Here is a 25,841-nt window from a genome sequence, read left to right as displayed (position 1 = left end):
GCGTTATTCCGCCGCTTCGGCCTGAATGAACCCGCCGGACTGGCGATGCCAGAACCGGGCATAGAGCCCGCCCTGCTCCAACAGCGCATCATGGGTGCCGGTTTCCACTATCCGCCCTTGATCCAAAACGATGATCCGGTCCATTTCGCTGAGCGTGGACAGGCGGTGCGCAATCGCCAGCACGGTCTTGCCCTGCATCACCCGGTGCAACGCCGCCTGGATCGAGGCCTCGACCTCGGAATCCAGCGCCGAGGTCGCCTCGTCCAGCACCAAAATCGGCGCATCTTTCAGAATGGCACGCGCCAAAGCGATCCGCTGCCGCTGTCCGCCGCTGAGTTTCACGCCGCGCTCGCCCAGATGTGCATCATAGCCCTTGCGACCATGGGCATCCTGCAGGCTGAGGATAAACTCATGCGCTTCGGCTTTTTTGGCGGCAGCAATCATCTCGTCCTCGGACGCATCGGGGCGGCCATACAGGATGTTCTCACGCGCCGAGCGGTTGAACATCGCGGTTTCCTGCGTGACCATACCGATCTGCCCGCGCAGACTGTCCTGTGTCACTTGATCGACATCCTGCCCATCGATACGAATTGCGCCTTTTTCCCCGTCATAGAGCCTGAGCAGAAGCGACACCAAGGTCGATTTCCCCGCCCCCGAGGCGCCAACAATGCCCAACTTTTCACCCGGATGAACGGTCATGGTGACATCGGACACACCGCCGACATCGCGGCCATAGGCAAAGCTGACATGGTCGAAATCGATCTGGCCTGCCGTCACTTTCAGGGCAGCCGCGTCCGCCGCATCCTCAACCCGGTCGCGCTTGGCGAGCGTCTTCATGCCATTCTCGATCTCACCCACATTGGCATAAAGCCCCATGAGCGTGAAACTGACCCAGCCGGTCATCTGCGATACCCGGATCGAAATCGCGCCCGCCGCCACGATATCCCCCGCCGTGGCGATGCCGTTGCGCCACAGCAGCAACGTCGCGCCAATCAACAGAACCGGCAGAACGCCGGCCAGCACCATCAGGATAAAGCGGAAGCTGGCAGAGAGTTTGCCGAAGGCCAGCATCTTCTCGCGCAGATCAACCATGGAATTCCGCGCGGCCTGATCCTCGAACGCGGAATGGGCGAACAGCTTGACGGTCTTGATGTTGGTGATGGTATCGACCACCTGCCCCGACACCATCGCCCGCGCCCCGGCCCGCGCCGAGGACCGCACACGGATGCGCGGCAGATACCAGCGGATCAGCAGGAAATAGACCACCAGCCAACCGGCAAAAGGCAGGATCACCAGCGGATGAATAGACCCTAACAAAAGCAAAGAGCCCACAAGCGAGGCCAGAGCAAACACAATCGCGCTGATCGTTTCCGACACCACCGAGGCCATCGCGTTTGATGTCTGCATCTGTTTCTGCGCGATCCGGCCCGCGAAATCGTCATCGAAATAAGTGACCGACTGGCCCAACGTCCAGCGGTTCAGCTTGGCCAGAACCAGCGGTGGGATATTGGGCATTACGACATAGTTGTTCGAAAACGCCGAAAACCCGAAAAGCACCGGGCGCAGCAGCATGAAGAACGCCGCCACGCCGAGGATCGTCCACAGGCTATTGCCGGTCAGGATGCCTTCCGGCCCGCTCTCGGTCGCCAGATCGATCACCAGACCCAGCATCCACGCGGTGCCAGCCTCCATCGCGCCTGCCGTGGCCGAGAAAAACGCCGCGACAAAGATCATCGGCCAGGCCCCCGACAGGCACCAGCGAATAAACGCCCCCAGCGTTTGCGGCGGGGGCGTTTCGGTGTTCTTGAATGGATCAATCAGGTCGGCAACCTTCATTCTGCGGCCTCCGGGTTCAGGAAGCCTCCAGATTGCCGCGCCCAGAACTGGGCGTAAAGCCCGCCATGCGCCAATAGCTGCGAATGGCCGCCCTGTTCCACGATGCGGCCTCCATCCATGACCAGAATGCGATCCATCTGGGCAATGGTGCTCAGCCGGTGGGCAATGGCGATTACGGTTTTACCTTGCATCATGCCGTAGAGGGTCTCTTGAATCGAGGCTTCGACCTCGGAATCCAGTGCAGATGTCGCCTCGTCCAACAACAGGACCGGCGCGTCCTTCAGGATCACCCGCGCCAGTGTCACCCGCTGCCGCTGGCCACCGGACAGCTTCACCCCCCGTTCGCCCACATGCGCGTCATAGCCGGTGCGTCCCTGCGGGTCTTGCAGGTCGAGGATGAACTCATGCGCCTCGGCCTGTTTGGCGGCGGCGATCATCTGCTCCTCAGTCGCCTCGGGACGACCATAAAGGATGTTGTCGCGCACCGAACGATGCAACAGGGCGCTGTCCTGCTGCACCATACCGATATGGCTGCGCAGACTGTCCTGGGTGACGCTTGCGATGTTCTGATCGTCGATCAGGATCGCGCCCTGTTCCACGTCGTAAAACCGCAAAAGCAGCTTGACCAGGGTCGATTTCCCCGCACCGGACCGTCCGATCAGACCGATCTTTTCGCCGGGGTGAATGGTTAGGTTGATGTGATCCAGACCACCGGTCTTGCGCCCGTAATGGTGCGACAGATCGCGGATGTCGATCTGACCTTTGGTCAGGTGCAACGGCTTCGCCTTCGGCGCGTCCAGCAGGTCGATGGGCTGGGCTATGGTCTCCATCCCTTCGGCCACGACGCCAAGTTGGCGGAAGAAGCTGGTCAGCGCCCACATGATCCAACCGGTCATCGCGTTCAGCCGCAGGGTCAGTGCGGTGGCCGCCGCGACCACTCCGACCGAGGCGCTGCCCTGCATCCACAGGGCAATCGCCCAGCCGACAACGCCGACGATCAGCAAACCGTTCAGAGCGACCAGAACCGCATCCATGATGGTGAAGATCCGCATCTCGATCTGGAAAGTACGGCGGGTTTCCTCGATGGCTTCGCGGGCATAGTCCAGTTCCTGATCGTCATGCGCGAACATCTTGACCGAGTGGATGTTGGTATAGCTGTCCACCACACGACCCGTCACCGCTGAACGCGCGTCTGAGGCCGCCTGCGACGCCGGACCAACGCGCGCCACCGTCCAACGCACCAGCAAGCCGTAAAGCACCAACCAGATCAGCAGTGGCAACAACAGACGCGGATCAGCCGCCATCAACAGAATCGCGGCCCCGATCAGGTAGGCGATCGAAAAGGAGATGGCGTCAAACACCTGAAACACCGCCTCACCGGCGGCAGGTGGGGTCTGCATGATCCGGTTGGCGATGCGACCGGCAAAGTCATTCTCGAACCACCCTACCGACTGCCGCAACACGTGCTTATGCGCGCGCCAGCGGATCAGGGTGCCAAAATTCGGCAGGATCGTGTTGTTCAACAACAGCACATCGACCACATGCAGCATCGGGCGTAGCAACAGCACAAAAACTGCCATTAGGATCAACTCGGTGCCATGCGCCTGCCAGACCTCGGCAGGAGGGCCGGACAACAGATCAACGACGCGGCCCATGTAATAGATCAGACCGACCTCAACCGCCGCAACGATGACCGAGATCAGCGCCGCCCAGAAGAACACCCGCATGAACGGCCGCGAGTAATCCAGCATGAACGGCCACAGCCGCGTCGGCGGCGTGTCGGTTTCCTCATAGGCAACAAAAGGGTCAACGAGGTTTTCGAAATAGCGAAACATGGAGGGTGCTCCGATTGAGCAGGAAAATTCAGGACGTGCGAAAAAAGATGGCGCCAGAACACCACCCTTACGGGTCAAAGTGCTCCGGCCTTAGCCGAACCAGATCCCGTAGTACATTCGCATGCCTCCCTCCAAATCAGGTAACACGCGAACGTAACCACACTATTCTTTATTTGTCATCCCTTTTTGAGACTTCGTCTCAGTCGCCCAGCAGGTCTTCGCGGGTCAGAGAAAAGCCCGAGGCGATCCAGCGGGCCTCAAGCTCGGCCAGTTTCTTGCCCAGCGCGGGGCCGGTGAAACCGGGGATCAGGTCGGTGGCCTGAACCGGAAAATCAGCGGCCGCACCCTTGCGCAAATCCTGACGCATGTCTTCGGACCATGACTGCTCCAAAAAGGCGCAGCGCAGCAGAGTTTCGTGCATCCCACCCTTTTCGCCATAGCGAAAGCCCAGTTCGGCAATGCTGGCGGTGCCTGAGGCCTCATCCCGCATCCGGGTCAGCCGCTGCAACTGTGCCTTGCTCAGGCGCAAGGTTTTGGCGATCTCGGGCGTGACAATGGCAGCCAGACGGCGGATCGGCTCGGGCGCGGCCCCGGCTTGGTGTTCCAACGCGACCAGAGGCGCCAGAGACCGGTCCTCGGCCCCCGGAACCAACCGCGCAAGCACGCCAGCCTGACGCATGGCCGCGACCGAGGGCGCGGGGTCTGGCGCGCTCAGCAGTTTCAGCAGCTCGGCCCCGACCCGTTCGCGGGACAAACAGGCCAGACCGTCCAGATTGGCGGCAATCGCCGCCAACGCATCCGGATCGAACCCGGCCTCGGCATCTCCATACCAGGCATGGAACCGGAAATAGCGTAGCGAACGCAGGTAATCCTCGCGAATGCGGTTTTCAGCGGTACCGATGAACCGCACCCGCCGCGCCTGCAGGTCCGGTAATCCGTTCAGCGGGTCCAGCACGGTGCCGTCAGGCCGGGCATAGATTGCGTTCATGGTGAAATCGCGGCGCGCAGCGTCTTCTTCGACCTTGTTTGAAAAGGCCACCACGGCCCGGCGCCCGTCGGTTTTGACATCGCGGCGAAAGGTGGTGATCTCATGCGGGGCACCGCCGCTGACCACGGTGATGGTGCCATGCTCGATCCCGGTGGGAATGGCCTTGAAGCCCGCCGCCTGCGCCAGTTCCATCACCCGCTCGGGGTGGGCATCGGTGGCAATGTCGATATCCGAGACCGGCGCGCCCAGCAGCGCGTTTCGAACGCAGCCACCGACAAACAGCGCCTGCGCCCCGGCCCCGGTCAGGGCCGCGCAAACCTTTTGAGTAGCCGGATCAGACACCCAGCTTTCCGAAATCTGCGTCATTCACTCACCCGCGCTGCCAACCCCCGCAACATCCGGGCCGTCGCGCCCCAGATGTAATAAGGACCGAACGGCACGGTGTAATAATACCTTTTGTGACCCCGCCAGCGGCGCGATTCAACGATATAATTCGCAGGGTTGAGCACATGTGCAAGCGGAACCGAGAACACCTCGTCAACCTCACCCGGTTCCGGGATCAGCTGGAACGGCGCTCGCAGGATCGCCACCACCGGTGTCACGGTGAATGAGGTGACGGTTTCATGGGTCGGCAGGTGCCCCAATATCTCGGGCAGGTCGGGCGGCAGGCCGATCTCCTCCTGCGCCTCGCGCAGGGCGGTGGCGGTGACATCCGCGTCGCCCTCATCCTGCTTGCCGCCAGGAAAGGCGATCTGGCCTGGATGGTGTTTCAGCGCCGATGACCGTTTGGTCAGGATCAGCCGCGGCGTGCCGGTCGCAACCGAGATCGGCACCAGCACGCCCGCCGGGCGCAGTTTGCGGCCAGCAGGCAGAACGGTTTCGGGGTTCAGGTCGAAATCGCTCGAGCCGGGACCGGGGCGGCTAAGCACCGCCCGCAGCTGTTCGGTTGGATCAGGCGTCGTCCGCATCAAAGCCGACCGAGCCCGGTTCCAGCACGTAATGGGCACCGCAGAACTGGCAGTCGGCGGTCACCTTGCCCTCGGGCGTGGTCATCTTTTCGATGTCCTTGGCCGAATAGATCGACAGGCTTTGCCGCACGCGGTCCTCGGAACAGGTGCAGCCGAACTGCACCGGCTGCGCGTCATAAACCCGCGGCTGTTCCTCGTGAAACAGGCGGACCAGCAGGTCGGTGGGTGCAATCGACGGCCCGATCAGCTCCAGATCTTCGACCGTATCCAGCAGGATGTTGACGCGGCCCCAGTTTTCACCCTCTTCGCCATCTACCAGGTCTTCGGCGGTCAGGATTTGGCCTTCACCCTCGCTGTTCGCCACAAAGGGCGAGGCTTTGGGCATGTGCTGCAGCATGACCCCACCGGCGCGCCAGTGTTCGCCGACGCCCGGCTCGGTCGATTTACCGAAGCTCAGCGAGAACCGGGTCGGCAACTGTTCGGACTGCGCAAAATACGCCTCGGCGCAGGCAGAGATCGACCCACCGGCCAGCGGGGTGATCCCCTGATAAGGCTGCGAGCCCTTGCCCTGGTCGATCATGATGGCGAAATAGCCCTCGCCCACCTGATCGAACGGTGCACCATCGGTCAGGCGCTCGCGGTCGAAGCTGGCATAGGCGCGGATGCGGGCCGGTTCGCCCTCTTGCTTGGGCGCATAATAATCGGTTGCAATCATGCGCACCGGGCCCTTGGACTGAACCTGTAGCGACAGTTTCCAGCGCAGCGAAATGGTCTGGCCGATCAGCGCGGTCAGCAGGGCCATCTCAGCCACCAGCGCCTCGACCTTTTCCGGATAATCATGCTGTTTCAGGATGCCGTCGAGCACACCATCCAGACGGGCCACGCGGCCGCGCATATCCGATACATCAAGTTGAAAGGGCAGGACGGTATCGTCCCACGCGATTTTCGTTCCAAGAGACATGGGGTTTCCTTACACGCCACAGGTTGGCATACCGCCAGCATATAGGTCGAACAATTCGGGTTGTAAGGGGCCATACATGATCAGACGGTTCGGTGAAACCCCGCAAGCGGGGCAGAAATACATCAGACGCGTGGGTGTTTACGCGTTATTGCCACGTGGCCGGCATCTTTTGCTGACCTGTCAGATGGAGCCCGGCCCCGATCTGCAACTGCCCGGCGGCGGGATCGATCCGGGCGAATCACCCGTGACCGCCCTGCACCGCGAGGTGTTCGAGGAAACCGGCTGGCTGGTTGCCAATCCCCGTCGTATCGGCGCGTTCCGGCGGTTCACCTTCATGCCCGAATACGATCTGTGGGCTGAAAAGGTCTGCCTGATCTACCGCGCCCGCCCCGTGCGCCGCATCGGCCCGCCGACCGAGCCGTTTCACGAGGCGTTGTGGATGGATACCGCAGATGCCTGTCAGATGCTGGGCAATGCGGGCGACCGCCACTTTGCCAGCCAACATCTGAACGCCCTTTAAGGTCCGTCATATTCGAAGAACACGGCAGACACGTCGTCATCCATGCCGCTGCCGGGGGCCATGACCTGTGTCAGGCGCCAGAACATGTCGTCCAGAAACTCGGTTCCGCTGCGGCCGGGCGCGCACTCGACAGCCATCTGGCGCAGGCCGTCTTCCTCCAGCAATCCGCCCCCCTCCAGGCCGCATTCGGTAAAGCCGTCCGAATACAACAGCAGCTTGTCGCCGGGCTGCAGATAGGTTTCGATCTGCTGAAACGAAACATCCGGCAGTAACCCGATGGGCAGCCCGCCTTCGCCCAGAAATTCGGTACGGCCGTCGTGGCGCAGCACCAGCGGATGCGGATGCCCGGCCTGCACCATCTTCAGATGCCCGTTGCGCAGGTCGACGATGGCGTAAACCATGGTGAAATACTCTTCGACCCCCGCATCCGCCATCAGGCGGCAATTGAGCATCTCGGCCACCTGTTCGGGCGGCAGCAGCGCGTAGAATTTGTCGAACCGCTTTTCCATCGCCACGTTCTGTTCGAAATGCTTGCTGGACAGATAGCCGCCCAGCCGCGCCGTCATCATCGCCGAGGTGATACCATGACCCGACACATCGATGCTGTAGAACCCCAGCCGGTTAACCCCGGGCGAGAACATCCCCACCAGATCGCCGCCGATATGACCGCAGGGTTTCAGCAACATGCTGACCCGCGACTTGCCGAATTCACGCGTCAGTTCCGGCACCAGCGAATCCTGAATTTTCCGGGCCTGCATCAGGTCCTTGTCGATGGCGTCATGCGCCACGCGCAGCTCTTCCAGCGCGGTTTCGATCATCCGGTTCTTCTCGGACAGCTCGCGCTGCATGTCCAGGATACGCGCCCCGGCCGAAATGCGCGCGCGCAGTTCATCCGCCTCAAGCGGTTTGATCAGAAAGTCGTCGGCGCCGGCATCCAGCCCCTTTGCCACCTCCTGCTTTTCACTTTTCGAGGTCAGCAGGATGAAATAGCTGTACTGCTCGCTGTCCAGCGCCCGGAACGCGCGGCAGAATTCCAGCCCGCTCATCCCCGGCATGACCCAGTCGCTGACCACCAGATCCGGGGGGTTGGTCTGGCAGATCTCGATCGCGACGGCACCGCTGTCGGCCTCAAGCACGTCAAAGCCCCATTTTTTCAGCGAGGCCACCAGAATCCGCCGTTGCAGGCGACTGTCATCGACGACAAGCACCTTTTGGATCGCGCCAAAATCCAGCTCTGTCCTGGCCTCTGCCTGACTGCCTTCTGCCACTTGTACCCTCTGCACTGCGACCATACTGAACGCACCGACCCTAGCGCGCGGCGGTTTAACATCCCGTGAAGGCGTTCTGTTGGTGTTGCTTAACTCCCTCTTTACCGGCCTTGGGCTACGCAGGTCATGTCGCGATATGTGTGGAGGCGCCGAACATGATCGACTGGTCCAGGGTCAGACAGCTGCGGGATGAGGTGGGCGCAGATGAGTTTGACGAGGTGGTGCAAATCTTCCTGGACGAGGTGCAGGAAACCATCGAACGGGTGCACCGGGACGCAACCCGGACCGAGTTCGAGCAGAACATGCATTTCCTCAAGGGCAGCGCGCTGAGCCTTGGGTTCAACCGCTTCTCAAGCCTGTGTCAGGATGCCGAACGAAACGCCGCCGCTGGAAAAGCGGCCGAGGTTGATCTGCCCGCGATCCTTAAAACCTATGACGAATCCCGCACCGTGTTTCTGACTGACAAGGCCGCGAACCTGACCTAGATCACGAACTGCGCCAGTGTCTCGTCTTCGGTAATGTCGGTGTAGGTGAAGCCGGCCTCATCCAGATGCGCAAACAAGCGAGCGAAGTTCTCAGGCTTGCGGGTTTCGATACCGATCAGGACCGAGCCGAAATTGCGCGCCGATTTCTTCATGTATTCGAACCGGGCAATGTCGTCCTCGGGGCCGAGAATGCCCAGAAACTCTTTCAACGCGCCGGGACGCTGCGGCAGGCGCAGGATGAAGTACTTTTTGACGCCGGAATAACGTTGTGCCCGCTCCTTGACCTCGGGCAGACGTTCGAAATCGAAATTGCCGCCCGAGGTGACACAAACCACGGTCTTACCACGGATAAAGCTCTGAATATCGCCCAGCGCCTCGATCGCCAGCGCACCGGCGGGCTCCAACACGATGCCTTCGACATTCAGCATCTCGATCATGGTGGTGCAGATGCGGTCTTCGGACAGAACATACACGTCGGACAGATGCCGGTCCTTCAACAGCGCGAACGGTTTCGCACCTATTTTCCCCACCGCCGCGCCATCGACAAAGTTGTCCACCTGATCCAGCGCCACCGGATGCCCCGTCGCCATCGCCGCGTGCAGGCAGGCCCCGCCCTTGGGTTCGACAAACAGGCAATGGGTCCGGTCCCCGAACCATGTCGCCACGCCCGAGGACATGCCGCCCCCGCCCACTGGCAGGATCACGTGATCGGGCAGACCGCCCAGTTGCGCCTCGATCTCAACCGCCAAGGACGCCTGCCCTTCGATCACATCCTCATCGTCGAAGGGTGACAGGAAATGCCCGCCCTGCTGTGCGCACCACGCTTGGGCCGCGGCCAGAGTGTCGTCGAAATAGTCGCCGATCAGGTGGATCTCGATATTGTCGCCACCAAAGATGCGGGTTTTCTGGATTTTCTGCTGCGGCGTCGTCACCGGCATGAAGATCACACCCTTAACGCCCAGATGCTTGCACATATAGGCTACGCCCTGTGCGTGGTTGCCCGCGCTGGCGCAGACGAACAAGTCCTGCCCCTGCTGCTTGCGCATGGCGTTGAACGCGCCACGGATTTTATACGACCGCACCGGGCTGAGGTCTTCCCGCTTGAGCCAGATATCGGCCCCGTAACGATCAGACAGATGGGCGTTGCGCTGCAGAGGCGTAGCCGGAAACACAGAGCGCATCGCCTGTTCGGCAGCGCGGGCGCGGGTCATGAAATCAGTCATGGCCCGTTCACTGGCCGATCCTGACTAAAAGAGCAAGGAATACATATGTGTACGCGGGTCAGGCGAGTTCACGTTTTTCGATGAAGACGCCGTACATAGTGGTCCAAATACTGACATATATTAATGAGAAGAACAATTGCACCAGAACTTCTGTGGCTATCGAAAACGCAGGAAGTGTGATGGCGACACCACCGATAACAGCTGAGGTGAGCAACATCCCAAAAATTTGAATGATTGCCAAAAACAGCAAGGTTCCGATTTTGCCACTAGTCAGTTTGATTACGTCTTTTATTTTCAATACTTGACCTATCGCGGTTGCTGGAAACGCTAGGCCCAAACGGAAGACAACAAAGAACGAGATAAAGGCCGAAACAAGTGGTGGCAGGTTCAGGACTGCACGCGGCGCCAATGACGCGTTCGTCAGGAATACCAATACTACCAGCAGTGCCAAACTGACCGAGAAAGACACTAAGAAAGCAATCGCTAGAACCTTCATACCCTGCGTAAAGTATTGAAGAATATAGTTGGTTTTCAGGGGCGGTATCCATCCGCGCGGATACTCCTCCAGCAACACAAATCTGTGCCAGGCCACAAATATCCATATGATAACAAAAAGGTTGGCGACGACTATCAATAGAAATCCAATTTGTGAGACAACGCTCATCGCGGCGATCCAATCTACCCAGGATTGGTTCTCAACCTGAGTTCCGCGAGATTCAAAAAACAAAAAGGTGGCAATCGCGACTACTGTCGAGGGTATCAAACCGATGCGAATTGCTTGACGCCAGTTGCGAAAAACCATCCGCACCGAATGCACAAAAATCTGCCAACCCAACATCCGAAAACCGCCCTCTCAACCGTTCCTTGTTCTCTTTGCACCCGTTTCACCGCAATTCCCACGCCTCGTCAACGCAGATAACTTGCCCCCGCTTTCAAAACCCGTTAGGGGCCAAGCGTTCTACGCATAAGGGGAAGTCAGATGTCCGCGCCCAAGAAAGTTGTTCTGGCCTATTCCGGTGGCCTTGATACCTCGATCATCCTGAAATGGTTGCAGACCGAGTATGGCTGTGAGGTCGTGACCTTTACCGCCGATCTGGGTCAAGGTGAGGAACTGGAGCCCGCCCGCAAGAAGGCCGAGCTGCTGGGGATCAAGCCCGAGAACATCTATATCGAGGATATCCGCGAAGAGTTCGTCCGCGATTTCGTCTTCCCCATGTTCCGTGCAAACGCGCAGTACGAAGGCCTGTACCTGCTGGGCACCTCGATCGCGCGTCCGCTGATTTCGAAACGTCTGGTCGAGATTGCCGAAGAAACCGGTGCCGATGCCGTCGCCCACGGCGCGACCGGCAAGGGCAATGACCAGGTGCGGTTCGAACTGGCGGCCTACGCGCTGAACCCCGACATCAAAGTGATTGCGCCCTGGCGTGAATGGGACCTGACCAGCCGCACCAAGCTGCTGGAATTTGCCGAACAGAACCAGATTCCGATTGCCAAGGACAAACGCGGTGAGGCTCCGTTCTCGGTCGATGCCAACCTGCTGCACACCTCGTCGGAAGGTAAGGTTCTGGAAGACCCCGCTGATATGGCGCCCGATTATGTCTATCAGCGCACCGTCCACCCCGAGGACGCCCCGAACGAGCCCGAATTCATCGAAATCGGCTTTGAAAAAGGCGACCCGGTCAGCATCAATGGCGAGGCGATGAGCCCCGCGACCATCCTGACCAAGCTGAACGAATATGGCGGCAAGCACGGCATTGGCCGTCTGGACCTGGTCGAAGGCCGTTTCGTCGGTATGAAATCGCGCGGCATCTATGAAACTCCGGGCGGCACCATCCTGCTGGAAGCCCACCGCGGTATCGAGTCGATCACCATGGACCGCGGCGCGATGCACCTGAAAGACCAGCTGATGCCGCAATATGCCGAGCTGATCTATAACGGTTTCTGGTACTCGCCCGAGCGTGAGATGCTGCAGGCCGCGATCGACAAAAGCCAAGAGCATGTCACCGGCACCGTGAAGGTGAAACTCTATAAAGGTCTGGCCTCGACCGTGGGCCGCTGGTCGGATCACTCGCTGTATTCCGAGGCGCATGTGACCTTCGAAGAGGACGCCGGTGCTTATGATCAGACAGATGCGGCCGGCTTTATCCAGCTGAACGCGCTGCGCCTGAAGCTGCTGGCCGCACGGGACAAGCGCCTGAAATAACGGCTCTGCCGCACGAAAAAGTTGAATTGACCGAACAGGTCGCAACTTTGCCGCAGAATTGCCCGGTTGGTTGAACACATAGACCGGGTCGGCCCTTCAAAGGTCCGGCCCGTTTTTCATTCAATCCAATTGAGGCATTCATGCAGGCAGAACAGCTACAGGAACCCCCGGCAGAGTTTGAGTTTCGGGGATCGGCCTCGGAATATTTCGGCATCTGGATCGTCAACCTGCTGCTGTCGCTATTGACCTTTGGCATCTACAGCGCCTGGGCCAAGGTGCGCACCAAGAAATATTTCTATCAGAACACCTATGTCGCCGGACGCAGCTTTGATTACCACGCAACCGGGCTGCAGATTCTGATCGGGCGGATCATCGTGATCGCCGGGATCGTCGCCTACACCATTCTGGGTGCGATCCCGCTGGTGAACCTTGTGATGATTTTGGGGCTGATTTTCCTGATCCCCTACCTGCTGGTGCGCTCGCTGCGGTTTCAGGCGCGGATGTCCAGCTGGTCCAACGTCCGGTTTGATTTTCAGGGCAGTTGGGGGTCGGCGGCGGCCAACTATTTTCTGTATCCCTTTCTTGCCGCGCTGACGGCCTATACCACATGGCCGTTTGTCACCCGCTCGATCCAGCGGTTTCATGTGAACGGGCATACATTCGGCCAGACCAAAATGTCCTTCGACAGCCCAATCGGGCCGTTTTACAAGGCATTTCTGTGCGCCGCCCTTTGGGTGATCGTTGGGCTTTCGGCGCTTTTGGCGATTGTTGGCGTGAATGTCGGAACCCTGGAAGCCTTCAAATCACTGGAAAGTGGCGACGCGGATATTGCCGCGCTGATGATTATCCTGTCGCTTTACGGTTTCCTGATCGTGGTGATGGTGCCAGCGCTGATCATCTATCACGCCATGGTGCGCAACACGGTCTACAACTACACCATTCTGGGCGACGGGCACCGGTTCTATTCGGATGTAAGCGCCCTGCGTCTGCTGTGGATTTCCGTGTCGAACGCAGCGGTTATCGGCGTGACACTGGGCCTGATGCTGCCCTGGGCGCATGTACGCCGGGTGCGCTATCTGGCCAATCACACCACCTTTATCCCCGCCGGCCCGCTGGATGATTTCGTGGGCGATGTCAGCGCGCAAGTCAGCGCCATTGGCGACGCTTACGGAGATATCGAGGGCTTCGATATCGGCATTGCGGTCTGACCTTTGGGTACGCTGCCTGATGATATCGGCGCGCCTGTCCACGGGCGCGCCTATCCGCCTCTCAGCTCGCGCGAGATCCCGGTGCGGCTGGCGGTGGGCGCCAATACCGTCTGGCTGATTGACGAACAGGGCCAAATCCAGACCCGCTGCACCCCCGAGGAGCTGTCGGTCGAGACCCGCGTCGGCGCGACTGAACGGCGGGTGAAATTCCCCGATGGCACCCTGTTTCTGACCGACCAACACGCCGCACTTGAACATCTGATCGCCGACACCAGCGGATCGCGGCTGCACCACGCCGAAAAGTTTCACCCCCGTCTGATCGTTGTCACGCTGGCCTGTCTGGTCGCGGTCTGGGGTGTATGGAAATACGGGCTGGCGGTGCTGGTGGCGCTTGCGGTGTGGATGACGCCCCCGCCGCTGGTCGCCGCGATTGATGCAGGCGTAATGCAGGCGCTGGATCAGATCATGACCGAGCCCAGCGCGTTGAGCGACAGTGACAAAGCCGAAGTAAAGGACAGTTTTGACCGGGTTCTGGCAGCACTGGGTCCCGCGGCCGAAGACCACGACTACACTCTGGAATTCCGCGACCTTCCGGGCATGGGCCCGAATGCTTTTGCACTGCCGGGTGGAACGATTGTGGTAACCGATGATCTGGTGCGACGGGTCTCGACCGATGCGCTGGCCGGGGTGATCGGGCACGAGATCGGGCATGTGGCGGAACAGCACGGGCTGACGCAGATTTACCGCTCGCTCGGGGTGTTTGTACTGATCGGGATGATGGCGGGTGACACCGGTCCGGTGCTGGAACAGGTGCTGCTGGAAGGCAACTTGATCCTGTCCCTCTCCTATTCCCGCCAGCACGAGCTGGCCGCCGACCGGTTTGGCGTTGATCTGGCCCGAAAGGCAGGGTTCGATCCCAACGGCCTGTCCGATTTCTTCGAGCTGCTGGAACAGGAAATCGGCGATCAGGAAATGGACTGGCTCAGCACCCATCCCCGTTTCGAGGACCGTCAGCAAAACCTGAAATCCATGACCCAAGGTCACTAGGCGCAGACTATTGCCTGCGCCCCGACTGCCCCCTAACCCTTTGGGCTGAAACAGGAGGGACCCTATGACACTTGCCGCTATTGCCGATGGTATTCAGAAAAACCTGGTCGGGCGCAGCTTTGAAGGCTCGTTGAAATTTGACTGCGGCGATGACGGTGTCATCGTGCTGGCCGACAATCAGGCCTCGACCCAGGATCAGGAAACCGACTGCACCATCCGCATCTCGCAGGACAACCTGACCAAGCTGCTGACCGGCAAGCTGAACCCGATGACCGGGGTGGCATTGGGCAAGCTCAAGATCTCGGGCAATATGGGGGTGGCGATGAAGCTGGGGCAACTATTGGGCTGAGGCGATAAATTCGTCTCACCACCGCGTGACAAACCATGTCAGCGGATTGCGCCGGTGCATAAGTCAGGGCAGCCTGATCCCGAAAGGAGCCCTGCCATGACCCGCATCGCCTATTTCGACTTTGTCAAACCGACGCTGCTGTTTGTGCTGATCGCACTGGCCGCCCTGCTGCGCGCCGCGCCCGCACCCGCCGCCGGAACCGAGACCCTGACGGTTGCGGGGGGCTGTTTCTGGTGTGTCGAATCCGATTTCGAATCCGTCCCGGGCGTGATTGGTGCGGTGTCGGGCTTTACCGGCGGCAAAACTGCCAACCCGACCTATGATCAGGTCACCAAAGGCGGCACCGGCCATTACGAGGCCGTCCAGATCAGCTTTGACCCGGCCCGCGTTTCCCGTGAAACGCTGCTGAACATGTTCTTCCGCTCGGTCGATCCAACCGATGCGGGCGGTCAGTTCTGTGATCGGGGCAGCAGCTATCGCACGGCGATTTTCGTCTCTAACACAGGGGAAAAAGCGCTGGCACAACAGGCCAAGGCGGATGCGCAGCGCGCTTTGGGGCAAACGGTTGTCACCCCGATCCTGCAGCAGGGCGCGTTCTATCCGGCCGAGGCCTATCATCAGGATTACTACAAGGGCACCAAGCTGGTCCTGACCCGCTTTGGCCCCAAGCGCCAGCACAGCGCCTACAAAGCCTATCGCAAAGCCTGCGGCCGCGACGCCCGGGTCAAACAGCTCTGGGGCAGCGCGGCACCGTTTGCCGGGTCTTAATCGAACCGCGCCTCGTGCACCTCTTTGAGGTCGGGGATCACATCCGCCGTTCCGTGCCGCGTGACCATCAGGGCCGCGGCACGATTTGCCTGAGCAATTGCCTGCGCCATCGGCATGCCCCGATCCATTCCGGCCAGAACATAGCCAGTGAACGTATCACCGGCACCCGTGGTATCCACCGCCTGCACCTTATGGGCGGGAAAATCCGAGGCCTCGCCGCGATGGTAATACCGCGCGCCTTTTGAGCCCAGCGTGACGATCACGTGTTCGATCTTCAGGTCGGTCACCGATTGTCCGGTGGCATCGCGCAACTGCTCGGCCTCGACCTCATTCAGGATCAGGAAATCCAGATAGGGCAGCACGGCCTGTACTGCCTTAGCCTGAAAGGGGGCTGCGGCGTAACAGACTGTCAGGCCCAGCGCGCGGGCCATCTTTGCGGCCTCGACCTGCAGGGTGGTTTCGTTCTGCATCACCAGCAGATCACCCTGCGAAGCAGAGGACAGCGCCTGCCCCAGCTGGTCCGGCGTGATTGCGTGGTTCGAGCCGGGAAACAGGATGATGTTGTTTTCACCCTGCGCATCCACCGCGATGATGGCGTGACCGGTGGGCACTTCGACCCCGGCGATATGGCGCGTGTCCACGCCATATTCCGTCAACCGATCCCGCGCCCAGCGCCCGTCCGGCCCGACCGCGCCGATATGCGCCACCTGCACCCCGGCCCGGGCGGCGGCCACGGACATATTCGCACCTTTGCCGCCCAGAAACCGATCCAGTCGATTGGCCGAAAGGGTTTCGCCCGGCCCGGGCAGGTGCGGCACGTCATAGATCATGTCCGCGTTGATCGAGCCGAGATTCCAGATCGTCATGGTTTGCCCGAGATATCGCACGAGGCCAGGATGGCCATGTTCAGGATGTCATTCGCCGTCGACACGGTCGAACAGATCTGGATCGGCTTGTCGACACCCGACAGGATCGGGCCAATGACAGTCGCGCCGCCCATTTCCTGCATCAGCTTGGTCGAAATCGACGCCGAGTGCCGCGCCGGAACGATCAGGATATTCGCCGGTCCGGTCAGACGCTGGAACGGATAGCTTGCCTGCTGATCCACGTTCAGGGCCACATCCACGGTCATCTCGCCTTCGTATTCGAAATCGACGCCGCGCTGGTCCAGTACGGCGGGCGCGCGGTGCATTTTCTCGGCCCGTTCCGATACCGGATAGCCGAAGGTCGAGAAGCTGACGAAGGCCACCCGCGGCTCAAGCCCCATGTGGCGGGCCACGGCGGCGGAACGCTCGGCGATATTGGCCAGATCGTTTTGATCGGGCCATTCATGCACCAGCGTATCGCCGATCAGAACAATCCGGCCCTTGTGCAGCAGCGCGGTCACCCCAGCGGCACCATGCGCCGCGTCGGCGTCGAAAACGTGATTGATCCGGTCCAGCACATGCGCCGATTTGCGGGTGGCCCCGGTCACCAGACCGTCACCATGCCCATGCGCCAGCATCAGCGAAGAGAACACATGCCGGTCGCGCGCCGCCAGCCGGTGAATGTCCTTGCGATCAAACCCCTTACGCTGCAGCCGCTTGTAGAGAAAGTCGTTATAGGTATCGAGATGCGTGGTATTGGCGGCATTCACCACCTCGAGCTCGCGCACCGCGTCGCCCAGACCGGCCTCTTCCAGCTTTTGTCTCACGTCCTCGGGACGACCCACAACCAGCGCCTTGCCGAAACCGGACCGCTGATAAGTCACCGCCGCGCGCAGCACGCGGGGATCGTCGCCCTCGGCAAAGATCATGCGGCTTTGCGCCTGACGGGCGCGGGCGTTCAGACCGCGCAGAATGCTTGCGGTCGGGTCCATGCGGGATTTGAGGCTCAGCTCATAGGCGTCCATGTCGATGATCGGACGGCGCGCCGCCCCGGTTTCCATCCCGGCCCTGGCAACGGCGGGCGGAATGCGGTGGATCAGGCGCGGATCGAACGGAGTGGGAATGATGTAGTCGCGGCCAAAGGTCAGCGACTTGCCATAGGCCATCGCAACCTCGTCCGGCACATCCTCGCGCGCCAGATTGGCAAGTGCGTGGGCACAGGCGATTTTCATCTCGTCATTGATGGCGCGGGCGTGAATGTCCAGCGCGCCACGGAACAGGTAAGGGAAGCCCAGAACGTTGTTCACCTGGTTCGGATAGTCGCTGCGCCCGGTGGCCACGATGGCATCTACGCGAACCTCATGCGCCTCTTCCGGCGTGATTTCCGGGTCCGGGTTCGCCATGGCGAAAATCACCGGATTGTCGGCCATGCTGGCAACCATATCCTGCGTCACCGCGCCTTTGACCGACACGCCCAGGAACACGTCCGCGCCTTTCATGGCCTCTTCCAGCGTCCGCAGGTCGGTGGTGATCGCGTGGGCCGATTTCCACTGGTTCATCCCCTCGGTCCGGCCCTGATAGATCACGCCCTTGGTGTCACAGACGATACAGTTCTCATGCCGCGCGCCCATCGATTTGAGCAATTCGATACAGGCAATCCCTGCCGCACCCGCGCCGTTCAGAACGATTTTCACGTCCTCGATCTTTTTGCCCGAGATATGCAGCGCGTTCAGCAGACCCGCCGCACAAATCACCGCCGTGCCGTGCTGGTCATCGTGGAAGACGGGGATATCCATCTCTTCCTTCAGGCGCTGTTCGATGATGAAACATTCGGGCGCCTTGATGTCTTCCAGATTGATGCCGCCAAAGGTCGGACCCATCAGGCGCACCGCGCGGCAGAATTCATCCGGGTCTTCGGTGTCCAGCTCGATATCGATCGAGTTCACATCGGCGAACCGTTTGAACAGGACGGATTTCCCCTCCATCACCGGTTTCGAGCCCAGCGCGCCAAGGTTACCAAGGCCCAGAACCGCCGTCCCGTTCGAGATCACGGCCACCAGATTACCCTTGTTGGTATAGTCATACGCTGTCTCGGGCGCCTCGGCGATGGCTTCGCAGGGAACGGCGACGCCGGGGCTGTAGGCCAGCGACAGATCGCGCTGGGTGGTCATGGGAACGGTGGCCTGCACCTCCCACTTGCCGGGGGTCGGGTCCAGGTGAAAGGCCAGCGCCTCTTCTTTGGTGATCTTCGTTTTGGGCATCTTTTCGGTCGTTTCCATGACTTCGGGGCTGATGCGTCATAGCGCAGGCCGGGGCGCGCCTCAACGACAATGCGTTTTCACCTTTCGTCACGGTTGGGGGATTTGTAAGGTCGCCCCCGAACACGCCAGAAGGGAACAGCCTTGTCCACAGTCACGCCGATGATGGCGCAGTATCTCGAGATCAAAGAGGCCCACGCGGACGCCCTGCTGTTCTACCGCATGGGCGATTTCTACGAGATGTTCTTCGAGGATGCCGTCAACGCCGCCGAGGCGCTGGATATCGCTCTGACCAAACGCGGCAAGCACAACGGGGACGATATCCCGATGTGCGGCGTACCGGTCCATTCCGCCGAGGGTTATCTGCTGACCCTCATCCGTAAAGGCTTTCGCGTGGCCGTCTGCGAACAGATGGAAAGCCCGGCCGAGGCGAAGAAAAGAGGCTCTAAATCGGTGGTTCGGCGGGATGTCGTGCGGCTGGTGACACCCGGCACGCTGACCGAAGACGCGCTGTTGGAAGCCCGCCGACACAACTTTCTGGCCACCTATGCCGAGGTTCGGGATCAGGCCGCGTTGGCCTGGGCCGATATCTCGACCGGCGCGTTTCACGTGATGCCTCTGACCTCGGTCCGCCTCAGCCCGGAATTGGCGCGGCTGGCCCCGTCCGAGTTGATCGTGGCCGACGGGTCTGAGGCCGCGCTGCACGAACCCACCCGCGATCTGGGCATCTCGCTGACCCCCATCGGACGCGCCAGTTTCGACAGCACGGCGGCGGAAAAACGCATCTGCGGCTTGTTTCACGTGGGTGCGCTGGACGCGTTTGGGTCGTTTGGTCGCGCCGAGGTGTCAGCGATGGGCGCGCTGATCGACTATCTGGAGATCACCCAAAAGGGCAAACTGCCCCTGTTGCAGACGCCGCTGAAGGAATCCGAAGACCGTGTGGTGCAGATCGACGCCGCCACGCGCCGCAACCTGGAACTGACCCGGTCCCTGTCCGGAGGCCGCGCCGGATCATTGCTGTCCGTGGTCGACCGCACCGTGACGCCGGGCGGCGCGCGCCTGCTGGAACAACGCCTGTCCAGCCCCTCGCGCAATCTGGACGTGATCCATGCCCGGCTCGACGCGGTGAGTTTTGCCGCCGAAGACAGCCTCACCGCCTCGGACCTGCGCGAAGCGCTGCGCAAAACCCCCGATCTGGACCGCGCCTTGTCTCGCCTGTCGCTGGACCGCGGCGGCCCTCGTGATCTGGCCGCAATCCGCAACGGGCTGACCCAGGCCGCAGCGATCGCCGGGATTTGCGAAGGTCAGGACCTGCCGGTTCTGCTGGCGACCGCCCTGCAAAACCTCGTCGGCTTTGACGATCTGCTGAACTTGCTGGACGAGGCCCTGGTCGCCGAACCGCCCCTGCTCGCCCGCGACGGCGGCTTCATCGCCCCCGGTTTCGACACCGAACTGGACGAGGCCCGCACCCTGCGCGACGAAGGCCGCTCGGTCATCGCCGGGTTTCAGCAGAAATACGCGGAACATACCGGCATCACCTCGTTGAAGATCAAGCACAACAACGTGCTGGGCTATTTCATCGAAACCACGGCCACCCACGCCGAGAAGATGCTGAACCCGCCGTTTTCCGAAACCTATATCCACCGCCAGACCACGGCCAATCAGGTGCGGTTCACCACCGTAGAGCTTTCGGAAATCGAAACCCGCATCCTGAACGCCGGGAATCTGGCGCTGGAGATTGAAAAGCGGCTCTATCAAAGGCTTTCTGACGAAATTCTGACCCTCGCCGCCCGCCTCAACCAAGCCGCCAGGGGGTTGGCCGAACTGGATCTGACCACCGCGCTGGCTGATCTGGCACGCGAAGAAAACTGGTGCCGCCCGCAAGTGGACGCATCCCGCGCCTTCAATGTTCAGGGTGGCCGCCACCCGGTCGTCGAACACGCGTTGCGCCAGCAAAGCGGGGATGCATTTATTGCCAATGATTGCGACCTCAGCGCCGATCAGGGCGCGGCAATCTGGCTTCTGACCGGTCCCAACATGGCCGGTAAATCGACCTTCCTGCGCCAGAACGCCCTGATCGCCCTACTCGCCCAAATGGGCAGCTACGTCCCCGCCGAGCAGGCCCATATCGGCGTGGTCAGCCAGCTGTTCAGCCGAGTCGGAGCCTCGGACGATCTGGCCCGTGGCCGCTCGACCTTCATGGTCGAAATGGTCGAAACCGCCGCGATCCTCAATCAGGCCGATGACCGCGCGCTGGTCATTCTGGACGAAATAGGCCGCGGCACCGCCACCTATGACGGCCTGTCGATCGCCTGGGCCACGCTGGAACATCTGCACGCCGCCAACAAATGCCGCGCGCTGTTCGCCACGCATTACCACGAACTGACCGCGCTGGCCGGTAATCTTGAGGGCGTCGACAACGCCACAGTCGCCGTCAAGGAATGGGAAGGTGAGGTGATCTTCCTGCACGAGGTTCACAAAGGCGCCGCCGACCGGTCCTATGGGGTGCAGGTCGCACAGCTGGCGGGCCTGCCCGCTTCGGTCGTCGACCGCGCCCGCGTCGTTCTGGATCAACTGGAAAAAACCGAGCGGGAGGGAGGCAAGCAAAAGGCCCTGATCGACGACCTGCCCCTGTTCTCGGCGGCCCCGCCACCTCCGCCCCCCGCACCCAAAGCCTCACCGGTCACCGATATGCTGGACGAGATTCTGCCGGATGAACTGACCCCGCGCGAGGCGCTGGACCTGATCTACAAACTGAAAGAGGCGGCCAGATCCTGACCGCCCCTTCACTTTTTCAAAAATACTCTCGCCGAAGGCTTGGCTTCTTTGAAGCCAATCAGCTGGCTGGCGTCGAAGACACACCCACCTGCGCCGGGCGCAGCAAGCGGTCATGCAGCATGAAGCCTTCGGCCGAGACCTGAATGATGTCACCGGCACGGGTGCCCGGGACAGGGGCTTCGAACATCGCCTCATGCACATTCGGATCAAAGCGGTCGCCAACTTCGGGCGTGATCACCTCGATCCCGTGCTTCTGGAACACGTCTTTCAGCGCGCGCATGGTCAGCTCGACCCCTTCCAACAGACCGGCGGCAACTTCCTTCTGCTCATCGGTCGCGGCCTCAAGCGCGCGTTTCATGTTGTCATAGACCGGCAGCATGTCACGCGCCAGTTTCGACCCGCCATATTGTTCCGCATCGCGGCGCGCCTTGTCGCCGCGTTTGCGCGCATTCTCGGCATCGGCCAGCGCGCGCATGAACTTGTCTTTGTAATCGTCCCGCTCGGCGCGCAGCTCATCCAGCTCCAGCGCTTCATCGCTGAATTCCGCGATTTCTTCGGCCAGCTGTTCCGCCTCGGCGGTTGCGATATCGTCCAGAAATTCTTCGTTCTTGGGCTCTGCCATCTCTTACCCTCTAGCTCCGGTCGGATATCAGCTTGCCGACCAGTTGCGCCGTATAATCCACGATCGGCACGATCCGTCCATAATTCAGACGCGTGGGTCCGATGACCCCGACCGCACCAATTATCTTTCGATCAGCGTTCATATATGGAGACACCACCAAAGAGGAACCCGAAAGTGAGAAAAGTTTGTTCTCAGAGCCGATAAAAATGCGCACACCTTCGCCTTCTTCGGTCAATTCGAGGAATTCTGCGATGTCACGTTTGCGTTCCAGATCGTCAAACAGCGTGCGAATGCGATCCAGTTCCTCTTCCTGCGCAGGATCATGCAGCAGATTCGCCCGCCCCCGCACGATCAGACGGGCCGAGTCGCCCCCGTCCCCGTCCCAGGCGGCCATGCCACTTTCGACCATTTCACGCGCCAGCACGTCGATCTCTTGCTTGCGGGCATCAATCTGCGTCTGCATCTGACGGCGCACTTCGCTCAGCGTGCGCCCCTCGATCAACGCGTTCAGGAAATTTGCCGCCTCGCGCATCGAGCTGGGTGTTTGCCCGGGTGGTGGCGTGAACAGGCGGTTTTCAACATGTCCATCGGCAAACACCAGAACCACCAATGCACGATCATGGGCCAGCGAGACAAACTCGATATGTTTGATCTCGGATTCATGCTTGGGCGTCAAAACCAGCGAGGCCCCATGTGTCACGTGTGACAATGCCGACCCCACCCGGTCCAGCATCCCGCCCACATCGCCCGCGTTAGAGCCTAATGTCTCATCCAGTTTCTGCCGATCATCCGCGCCCAGATCGCCGACTTCTAACAACCCGTCGACAAACATCCGCAGCCCTTGTTGCGTCGGAATGCGCCCCGCGCTGACATGAGGGCTATCCAATAGGCCCAGAAATTCCAGATCCTGCATCACGTTGCGGACCGTCGCGGCGCTGACCTTTTCCGACAAAGTACGGGTCAGGGTGCGGCTGCCAACAGGTTCACCGCTGTCCAGATAACTTTCGACGATCAGCCGGAACACTTCACGCGACCGGTCATTCATCTCGTTCAGAATTTTGCTCGCTTCGCTCATCGGCGGTCCCCTGCTGGGTCGTCATTAAATCGCAGGCAGATGAAAGGTCAATCGGGGTTGCATCGTAACGCCGCGGGGCGTTATCCCCAACCCAGCAAACAAAGGATTTTCCATGCGACCCTCAGGACGTGATCTAAACGAAATGCGCGCCGTTTCAATCGAGACGGGCTTTACCAAACATGCCGAAGGTTCCTGCCTGATCAAAATGGGCGACACCCACGTGCTGTGCACCGCCACGATCGAGGATCGCGTGCCGCCGTTCATCAAGGGCTCGGGCCTGGGCTGGGTCACCGCCGAATACGGCATGCTGCCCCGCGCGACCAACACCCGGATGCGGCGTGAGGCCGCAAGCGGCAAACAAGGCGGCCGTACCGTGGAAATCCAGCGCCTGATCGGCCGCGCCCTGCGGGCCGGCGTGGACCGGGTTGCGCTGGGTGAGCGTCAGATCACCGTCGACTGCGACGTGATCCAGGCCGACGGCGGTACCCGTTGCGCCTCGATCACCGGTGGTTGGGTGGCGCTGCGCCTGGCGGTGAACAAGCTGATGAAGGCAGGTGACGTGATCTCTGACCCCTTGGTAGACCCTGTTGCGGCTGTTTCTTGCGGGATTTACGCAGGTCAGCCGGTGCTGGATCTGGACTACCCCGAGGACAGCGAAGCTGGCGTCGACGGCAACTTCATCATGACCGGTTCCGGCAAACTGATCGAAGTTCAGATGAGCGCCGAAGGTTCCGTCTTCAGCCGCGCGCAGATGGATCAGCTGATGGATCTGGCAGAAAAAGGCGTATCTGAACTGGCCGCCGCACAGAAAGCCGCCACCGCATGACCCGCAAGTTCGACGGCGACAGGCTGCTGGTGGCCACGCATAACAAAGGCAAGCTCGAGGAGATGGCGCATCTCCTCGAACCCTTTGGCGTGACCGTTGTTGGCGCGGCAGAGATGAACCTGCCCGAACCGGAAGAGACCGAGGATACCTTTGTCGGCAACGCCCGGATCAAGGCTCATGCCGCGGCCAAGGCGACCGGCCTGCCTGCCCTGTCGGACGATTCCGGCATCACCATCGACGCGCTGGACGGTGCACCCGGCGTCTACACCGCCGATTGGGCCGAAACCGGCAATGGCCGTGATTTCCTGATGGCAATGACCCGCGCGCATAATGAGCTGGAGGCGAAGAACGCCGCCCATCCCCGCACCGCACAATTCCGTAGCACGCTGGTTCTGGCCTGGCCGGACGGCCATGACGAGGTGTTCGAAGGCATCGCCCCCGGCCACTTGGTCTGGCCGATCCGTGGCGAAGGCGGGTTTGGCTATGATCCGATGTTTGTCCCGGACGGGTACGACGTTACCTTCGCGGAAATGGATCGCTGGGAAAAGAACAAGATCAGCCATCGCGGCCGCGCGGTGGATATGTTCGTGAAAGGCTGCTTTGGCGGATGATTGGCGCAACGGGGGCTTTGGCCTGTATGTGCATTGGCCTTTTTGCGAGGCCAAATGCCCCTATTGCGATTTCAACAGCCATGTATCCCGTAAAATTGATCAAAAACAATGGCTTAACGCATATTTGAGTGAGTTGCAGCGATCGGCCGCTGAAACGCCTGACCGCGTTCTGAACACCATCTTTTTTGGCGGCGGCACCCCATCCTTGATGGAGCCTGACACCGTTGCTGCGGTAATTGATGAAGCCCGCGCCCTCTGGCGCCCGGCCAATAACATGGAAATCACGCTCGAAGCCAATCCAGGCTCGGTCGAGGCCGGTCGCTTTGCCGCCTATCGCGATGCTGGCGTCAACCGCATCTCGATGGGTGTACAGGCCCTGAATAACGAAGACCTGCGCCGCTTGGGCCGCATTCACACCGTGGCCGAGGCCCGCGCCGCCTTTGACATTGCCCGCACTTGTTTCGACCGGGTGAGTTTCGACCTGATCTACGCCCGCCAGCATCAGACATTGGATGCCTGGCGCGCGGAACTGACCGAGGCGCTGTCGATGACCGCCGATCACCTGTCGCTGTATCAACTGACCATCGAGGATGGCACTGCATTCGGCGACCGCTATGCCATCGGAAAGCTGCGTGGCCTGCCCGAGGATGACAGCGCCGCCGACATGTATCTGGCCACGCAAGAGATCTGCGAGGCGCACGGCCTGCCCGCCTATGAGGTTTCGAACCACGCCCGGCCCGGCGCGGAATCGCAGCACAACCTGATCTATTGGCGCTATGGCGATTATGTCGGTATCGGGCCCGGGGCACATGGGCGCATCACACTGAACGGTCGAAAACTGGCAACCGAAACCTATCTGTCTCCAAAAGCGTGGTTGAACGCAGTCGAAAGCGGGTCCGGAGAAAAACAACGCGCCGCACTTTCATCGCAAGATCAGGCAAATGAATACCTTATGATGGGTTTAAGGGTTGCTGAAGGACTAGATATTGATAGGTTCAACGCATTGTCTGACCAAGCTCTGCCACGGGACACGCTTTCTGATCTGGCCGAATTTGGCATGATCGAACAGACAAATGGGCGGCTGGTTGCGACCAAAGACGGGCGCGCCGTGCTGAATGCGGTGATCCGGGAATTGTTGGGATAATT

23 protein-coding genes are annotated in these 25,841 nt (G+C 60.7%); 11 read left to right on the top strand and 12 right to left on the bottom strand.

Annotated features, from left to right (window positions below; genetic code table 11):
• Positions 1 to 3: 3 nt before the first annotated feature.
• The 5 genes from ACR0DO_RS07830 to hslO all read right to left on the bottom strand — a co-directional run bounded on the left by ACR0DO_RS07830 (position 4) and on the right by hslO (position 6,588).
• The gene (locus tag ACR0DO_RS07830; RefSeq protein ID WP_480557682.1) at positions 4 to 1,836 is read right to left on the bottom strand and encodes an ABC transporter ATP-binding protein; all 1,833 of its coding nucleotides are present in this window, start codon (positions 1,834 to 1,836) and stop codon (positions 4 to 6) included.
• Positions 1,833 to 3,671, bottom strand: coding sequence for an ABC transporter ATP-binding protein (locus ACR0DO_RS07825; protein WP_480557680.1), 1,839 nt, complete (start codon positions 3,669 to 3,671; stop codon positions 1,833 to 1,835). The genes ACR0DO_RS07830 and ACR0DO_RS07825 overlap by 4 nt, the downstream gene beginning before the upstream one ends.
• Before the next feature lie 199 nt (positions 3,672 to 3,870).
• Entirely contained in the window at positions 3,871 to 5,025 is a 1,155-nt protein-coding gene (locus tag ACR0DO_RS07820) for a CCA tRNA nucleotidyltransferase (RefSeq protein WP_480557678.1), read from the bottom strand.
• Positions 5,022 to 5,627: a CoA pyrophosphatase gene (locus ACR0DO_RS07815; protein WP_170444683.1), complete on the bottom strand. Its 606-nt coding sequence runs from the start codon at positions 5,625 to 5,627 to the stop codon at positions 5,022 to 5,024. The genes ACR0DO_RS07820 and ACR0DO_RS07815 overlap by 4 nt, the downstream gene beginning before the upstream one ends.
• Complete coding sequence (hslO, locus tag ACR0DO_RS07810; protein ID WP_480557676.1) at positions 5,611 to 6,588, bottom strand: Hsp33 family molecular chaperone HslO; 978 nt, start codon at positions 6,586 to 6,588, stop codon at positions 5,611 to 5,613. Before hslO ends, ACR0DO_RS07815 begins: the two co-directional genes overlap by 17 nt.
• A 76-nt stretch (positions 6,589 to 6,664) precedes the next feature.
• Between hslO and ACR0DO_RS07805 the strand changes: the two genes are divergently transcribed.
• Positions 6,665 to 7,108, top strand: a complete 444-nt coding sequence (locus ACR0DO_RS07805; protein WP_170444689.1) for an NUDIX hydrolase — start codon at positions 6,665 to 6,667, stop codon at positions 7,106 to 7,108.
• Here ACR0DO_RS07805 and ACR0DO_RS07800 read toward each other — a convergent pair.
• Positions 7,105 to 8,400 carry a PP2C family protein-serine/threonine phosphatase gene (locus ACR0DO_RS07800; RefSeq protein ID WP_480557674.1) on the bottom strand — a complete coding sequence of 432 codons (1,296 nt, stop codon included), beginning with the start codon at positions 8,398 to 8,400 and terminating at the stop codon, positions 7,105 to 7,107. The two genes, ACR0DO_RS07805 and ACR0DO_RS07800, sit on opposite strands and share 4 nt — an antisense overlap.
• Before the next feature lie 131 nt (positions 8,401 to 8,531).
• Between ACR0DO_RS07800 and ACR0DO_RS07795 the strand changes: the two genes are divergently transcribed.
• Positions 8,532 to 8,861 carry an Hpt domain-containing protein gene (locus tag ACR0DO_RS07795; RefSeq protein WP_480557672.1) on the top strand — a complete coding sequence of 110 codons (330 nt, stop codon included), beginning with the start codon at positions 8,532 to 8,534 and terminating at the stop codon, positions 8,859 to 8,861.
• Here the strand turns inward: ACR0DO_RS07795 and ilvA are convergent.
• Positions 8,858 to 10,084 carry a threonine ammonia-lyase IlvA gene (gene ilvA, locus ACR0DO_RS07790; protein WP_170672609.1) on the bottom strand — a complete coding sequence of 409 codons (1,227 nt, stop codon included), beginning with the start codon at positions 10,082 to 10,084 and terminating at the stop codon, positions 8,858 to 8,860. The two genes, ACR0DO_RS07795 and ilvA, sit on opposite strands and share 4 nt — an antisense overlap.
• A gap of 58 nt (positions 10,085 to 10,142) precedes the next feature.
• A complete protein-coding gene (locus tag ACR0DO_RS07785; RefSeq protein ID WP_480557670.1) occupies positions 10,143 to 10,922 on the bottom strand; it encodes a hypothetical protein in 780 nt (259 codons plus the stop codon).
• A 141-nt stretch (positions 10,923 to 11,063) separates the two neighbouring features.
• On the opposite strand from ACR0DO_RS07785, the gene ACR0DO_RS07780 reads away from it, so the two are divergent.
• The 5 genes from ACR0DO_RS07780 (at position 11,064) to msrA (ending at position 15,659) form a co-directional block, all read left to right on the top strand.
• Entirely contained in the window at positions 11,064 to 12,287 is a 1,224-nt protein-coding gene (locus ACR0DO_RS07780; RefSeq protein ID WP_170444704.1) for an argininosuccinate synthase, read from the top strand.
• Positions 12,288 to 12,427: 140 nt separating this feature from the next.
• Positions 12,428 to 13,495: a YjgN family protein gene (locus ACR0DO_RS07775; RefSeq protein ID WP_480557668.1), complete on the top strand. Its 1,068-nt coding sequence runs from the start codon at positions 12,428 to 12,430 to the stop codon at positions 13,493 to 13,495.
• A gap of 3 nt (positions 13,496 to 13,498) precedes the next feature.
• Positions 13,499 to 14,542, top strand: coding sequence for a M48 family metallopeptidase (locus ACR0DO_RS07770; protein ID WP_480557666.1), 1,044 nt, complete (start codon positions 13,499 to 13,501; stop codon positions 14,540 to 14,542).
• Between the two features lie 64 nt (positions 14,543 to 14,606).
• Complete coding sequence (locus tag ACR0DO_RS07765) at positions 14,607 to 14,891, top strand: SCP2 sterol-binding domain-containing protein (RefSeq protein ID WP_170404801.1); 285 nt, start codon at positions 14,607 to 14,609, stop codon at positions 14,889 to 14,891.
• Between the two features lie 96 nt (positions 14,892 to 14,987).
• On the top strand, positions 14,988 to 15,659 hold the full coding sequence (gene msrA / locus ACR0DO_RS07760) for a peptide-methionine (S)-S-oxide reductase MsrA (protein WP_480557664.1): 672 nt from the start codon (positions 14,988 to 14,990) through the stop codon (positions 15,657 to 15,659).
• On the opposite strand, the gene ACR0DO_RS07755 is transcribed toward msrA, so the two are convergent.
• Positions 15,656 to 16,525 carry a ribokinase gene (locus ACR0DO_RS07755; protein WP_480557662.1) on the bottom strand — a complete coding sequence of 290 codons (870 nt, stop codon included), beginning with the start codon at positions 16,523 to 16,525 and terminating at the stop codon, positions 15,656 to 15,658. The two genes, msrA and ACR0DO_RS07755, sit on opposite strands and share 4 nt — an antisense overlap.
• Positions 16,522 to 18,786 carry an NADP-dependent malic enzyme gene (locus ACR0DO_RS07750; RefSeq protein WP_480557660.1) on the bottom strand — a complete coding sequence of 755 codons (2,265 nt, stop codon included), beginning with the start codon at positions 18,784 to 18,786 and terminating at the stop codon, positions 16,522 to 16,524. The genes ACR0DO_RS07755 and ACR0DO_RS07750 overlap by 4 nt, the downstream gene beginning before the upstream one ends.
• Positions 18,787 to 18,945: 159 nt before the next feature.
• Here ACR0DO_RS07750 and mutS point away from each other — a divergent pair, with 159 nt between their 5' ends.
• Entirely contained in the window at positions 18,946 to 21,561 is a 2,616-nt protein-coding gene (gene mutS / locus ACR0DO_RS07745) for a DNA mismatch repair protein MutS (RefSeq protein WP_480558165.1), read from the top strand.
• Between the two features lie 58 nt (positions 21,562 to 21,619).
• On the opposite strand, the gene ACR0DO_RS07740 is transcribed toward mutS, so the two are convergent.
• On the bottom strand, positions 21,620 to 22,183 hold the full coding sequence (locus ACR0DO_RS07740) for a nucleotide exchange factor GrpE (protein WP_170444723.1): 564 nt from the start codon (positions 22,181 to 22,183) through the stop codon (positions 21,620 to 21,622).
• Between the two features lie 10 nt (positions 22,184 to 22,193).
• Entirely contained in the window at positions 22,194 to 23,258 is a 1,065-nt protein-coding gene (gene hrcA / locus ACR0DO_RS07735; RefSeq protein ID WP_480557658.1) for a heat-inducible transcriptional repressor HrcA, read from the bottom strand.
• 112 nt (positions 23,259 to 23,370) lie between these two features.
• Here hrcA and rph point away from each other — a divergent pair, with 112 nt between their 5' ends.
• Genes rph through hemW form a run of 3 tightly spaced genes read left to right on the top strand, consistent with a single transcriptional unit; the run spans position 23,371 to position 25,839 of the window.
• Positions 23,371 to 24,084, top strand: coding sequence for a ribonuclease PH (rph, locus tag ACR0DO_RS07730; RefSeq protein ID WP_480430059.1), 714 nt, complete (start codon positions 23,371 to 23,373; stop codon positions 24,082 to 24,084).
• The gene (gene rdgB, locus ACR0DO_RS07725; RefSeq protein ID WP_480557656.1) at positions 24,081 to 24,695 is read left to right on the top strand and encodes an RdgB/HAM1 family non-canonical purine NTP pyrophosphatase; all 615 of its coding nucleotides are present in this window, start codon (positions 24,081 to 24,083) and stop codon (positions 24,693 to 24,695) included. Before rph ends, rdgB begins: the two co-directional genes overlap by 4 nt.
• Positions 24,685 to 25,839 (top strand): radical SAM family heme chaperone HemW, encoded by a 1,155-nt coding sequence (gene hemW / locus ACR0DO_RS07720; RefSeq protein ID WP_480557654.1) that lies wholly within the window; start codon positions 24,685 to 24,687, stop codon positions 25,837 to 25,839. Before rdgB ends, hemW begins: the two co-directional genes overlap by 11 nt.
• Positions 25,840 to 25,841: the final 2 nt, after the last annotated feature.

It is taken from the genome of Ruegeria sp. AM9, from assembly GCF_056540565.1.
This window is presented reverse-complemented; position numbering and strand designations above follow the sequence as displayed.

Bases quoted from the DNA above. Each gene is read 5' to 3' on its own strand.
- ACR0DO_RS07775 (WP_480557668.1), top strand. From the start codon at position 12,428: ATGCAGGCAGAACAGCTACAGGAACCCCCGGCAGAGTTTGAGTTTCGG.
- ACR0DO_RS07785 (WP_480557670.1), bottom strand. From the start codon at position 10,922: ATGTTGGGTTGGCAGATTTTTGTGCATTCGGTGCGGATGGTTTTTCGC.
- hrcA (WP_480557658.1), bottom strand. From the start codon at position 23,258: ATGAGCGAAGCGAGCAAAATTCTGAACGAGATGAATGACCGGTCGCGT.
- ACR0DO_RS07795 (WP_480557672.1), top strand. From the start codon at position 8,532: ATGATCGACTGGTCCAGGGTCAGACAGCTGCGGGATGAGGTGGGCGCA.
- rdgB (WP_480557656.1), top strand. From the start codon at position 24,081: ATGACCCGCAAGTTCGACGGCGACAGGCTGCTGGTGGCCACGCATAAC.
- hslO (WP_480557676.1), bottom strand. From the start codon at position 6,588: ATGTCTCTTGGAACGAAAATCGCGTGGGACGATACCGTCCTGCCCTTT.
- ACR0DO_RS07755 (WP_480557662.1), bottom strand. From the start codon at position 16,525: ATGACGATCTGGAATCTCGGCTCGATCAACGCGGACATGATCTATGAC.
- ACR0DO_RS07765 (WP_170404801.1), top strand. From the start codon at position 14,607: ATGACACTTGCCGCTATTGCCGATGGTATTCAGAAAAACCTGGTCGGG.
- ACR0DO_RS07750 (WP_480557660.1), bottom strand. From the start codon at position 18,786: ATGCCCAAAACGAAGATCACCAAAGAAGAGGCGCTGGCCTTTCACCTG.
- mutS (WP_480558165.1), top strand. From the start codon at position 18,946: ATGATGGCGCAGTATCTCGAGATCAAAGAGGCCCACGCGGACGCCCTG.
- ACR0DO_RS07820 (WP_480557678.1), bottom strand. From the start codon at position 5,025: ATGACGCAGATTTCGGAAAGCTGGGTGTCTGATCCGGCTACTCAAAAG.
- ACR0DO_RS07740 (WP_170444723.1), bottom strand. From the start codon at position 22,183: ATGGCAGAGCCCAAGAACGAAGAATTTCTGGACGATATCGCAACCGCC.
- msrA (WP_480557664.1), top strand. From the start codon at position 14,988: ATGACCCGCATCGCCTATTTCGACTTTGTCAAACCGACGCTGCTGTTT.
- rph (WP_480430059.1), top strand. From the start codon at position 23,371: ATGCGACCCTCAGGACGTGATCTAAACGAAATGCGCGCCGTTTCAATC.
- ACR0DO_RS07815 (WP_170444683.1), bottom strand. From the start codon at position 5,627: ATGCGGACGACGCCTGATCCAACCGAACAGCTGCGGGCGGTGCTTAGC.
- ilvA (WP_170672609.1), bottom strand. From the start codon at position 10,084: ATGACTGATTTCATGACCCGCGCCCGCGCTGCCGAACAGGCGATGCGC.
- ACR0DO_RS07780 (WP_170444704.1), top strand. From the start codon at position 11,064: ATGTCCGCGCCCAAGAAAGTTGTTCTGGCCTATTCCGGTGGCCTTGAT.
- ACR0DO_RS07805 (WP_170444689.1), top strand. From the start codon at position 6,665: ATGATCAGACGGTTCGGTGAAACCCCGCAAGCGGGGCAGAAATACATC.
- ACR0DO_RS07825 (WP_480557680.1), bottom strand. From the start codon at position 3,671: ATGTTTCGCTATTTCGAAAACCTCGTTGACCCTTTTGTTGCCTATGAG.
- ACR0DO_RS07830 (WP_480557682.1), bottom strand. From the start codon at position 1,836: ATGAAGGTTGCCGACCTGATTGATCCATTCAAGAACACCGAAACGCCC.
- ACR0DO_RS07800 (WP_480557674.1), bottom strand. From the start codon at position 8,400: ATGGTCGCAGTGCAGAGGGTACAAGTGGCAGAAGGCAGTCAGGCAGAG.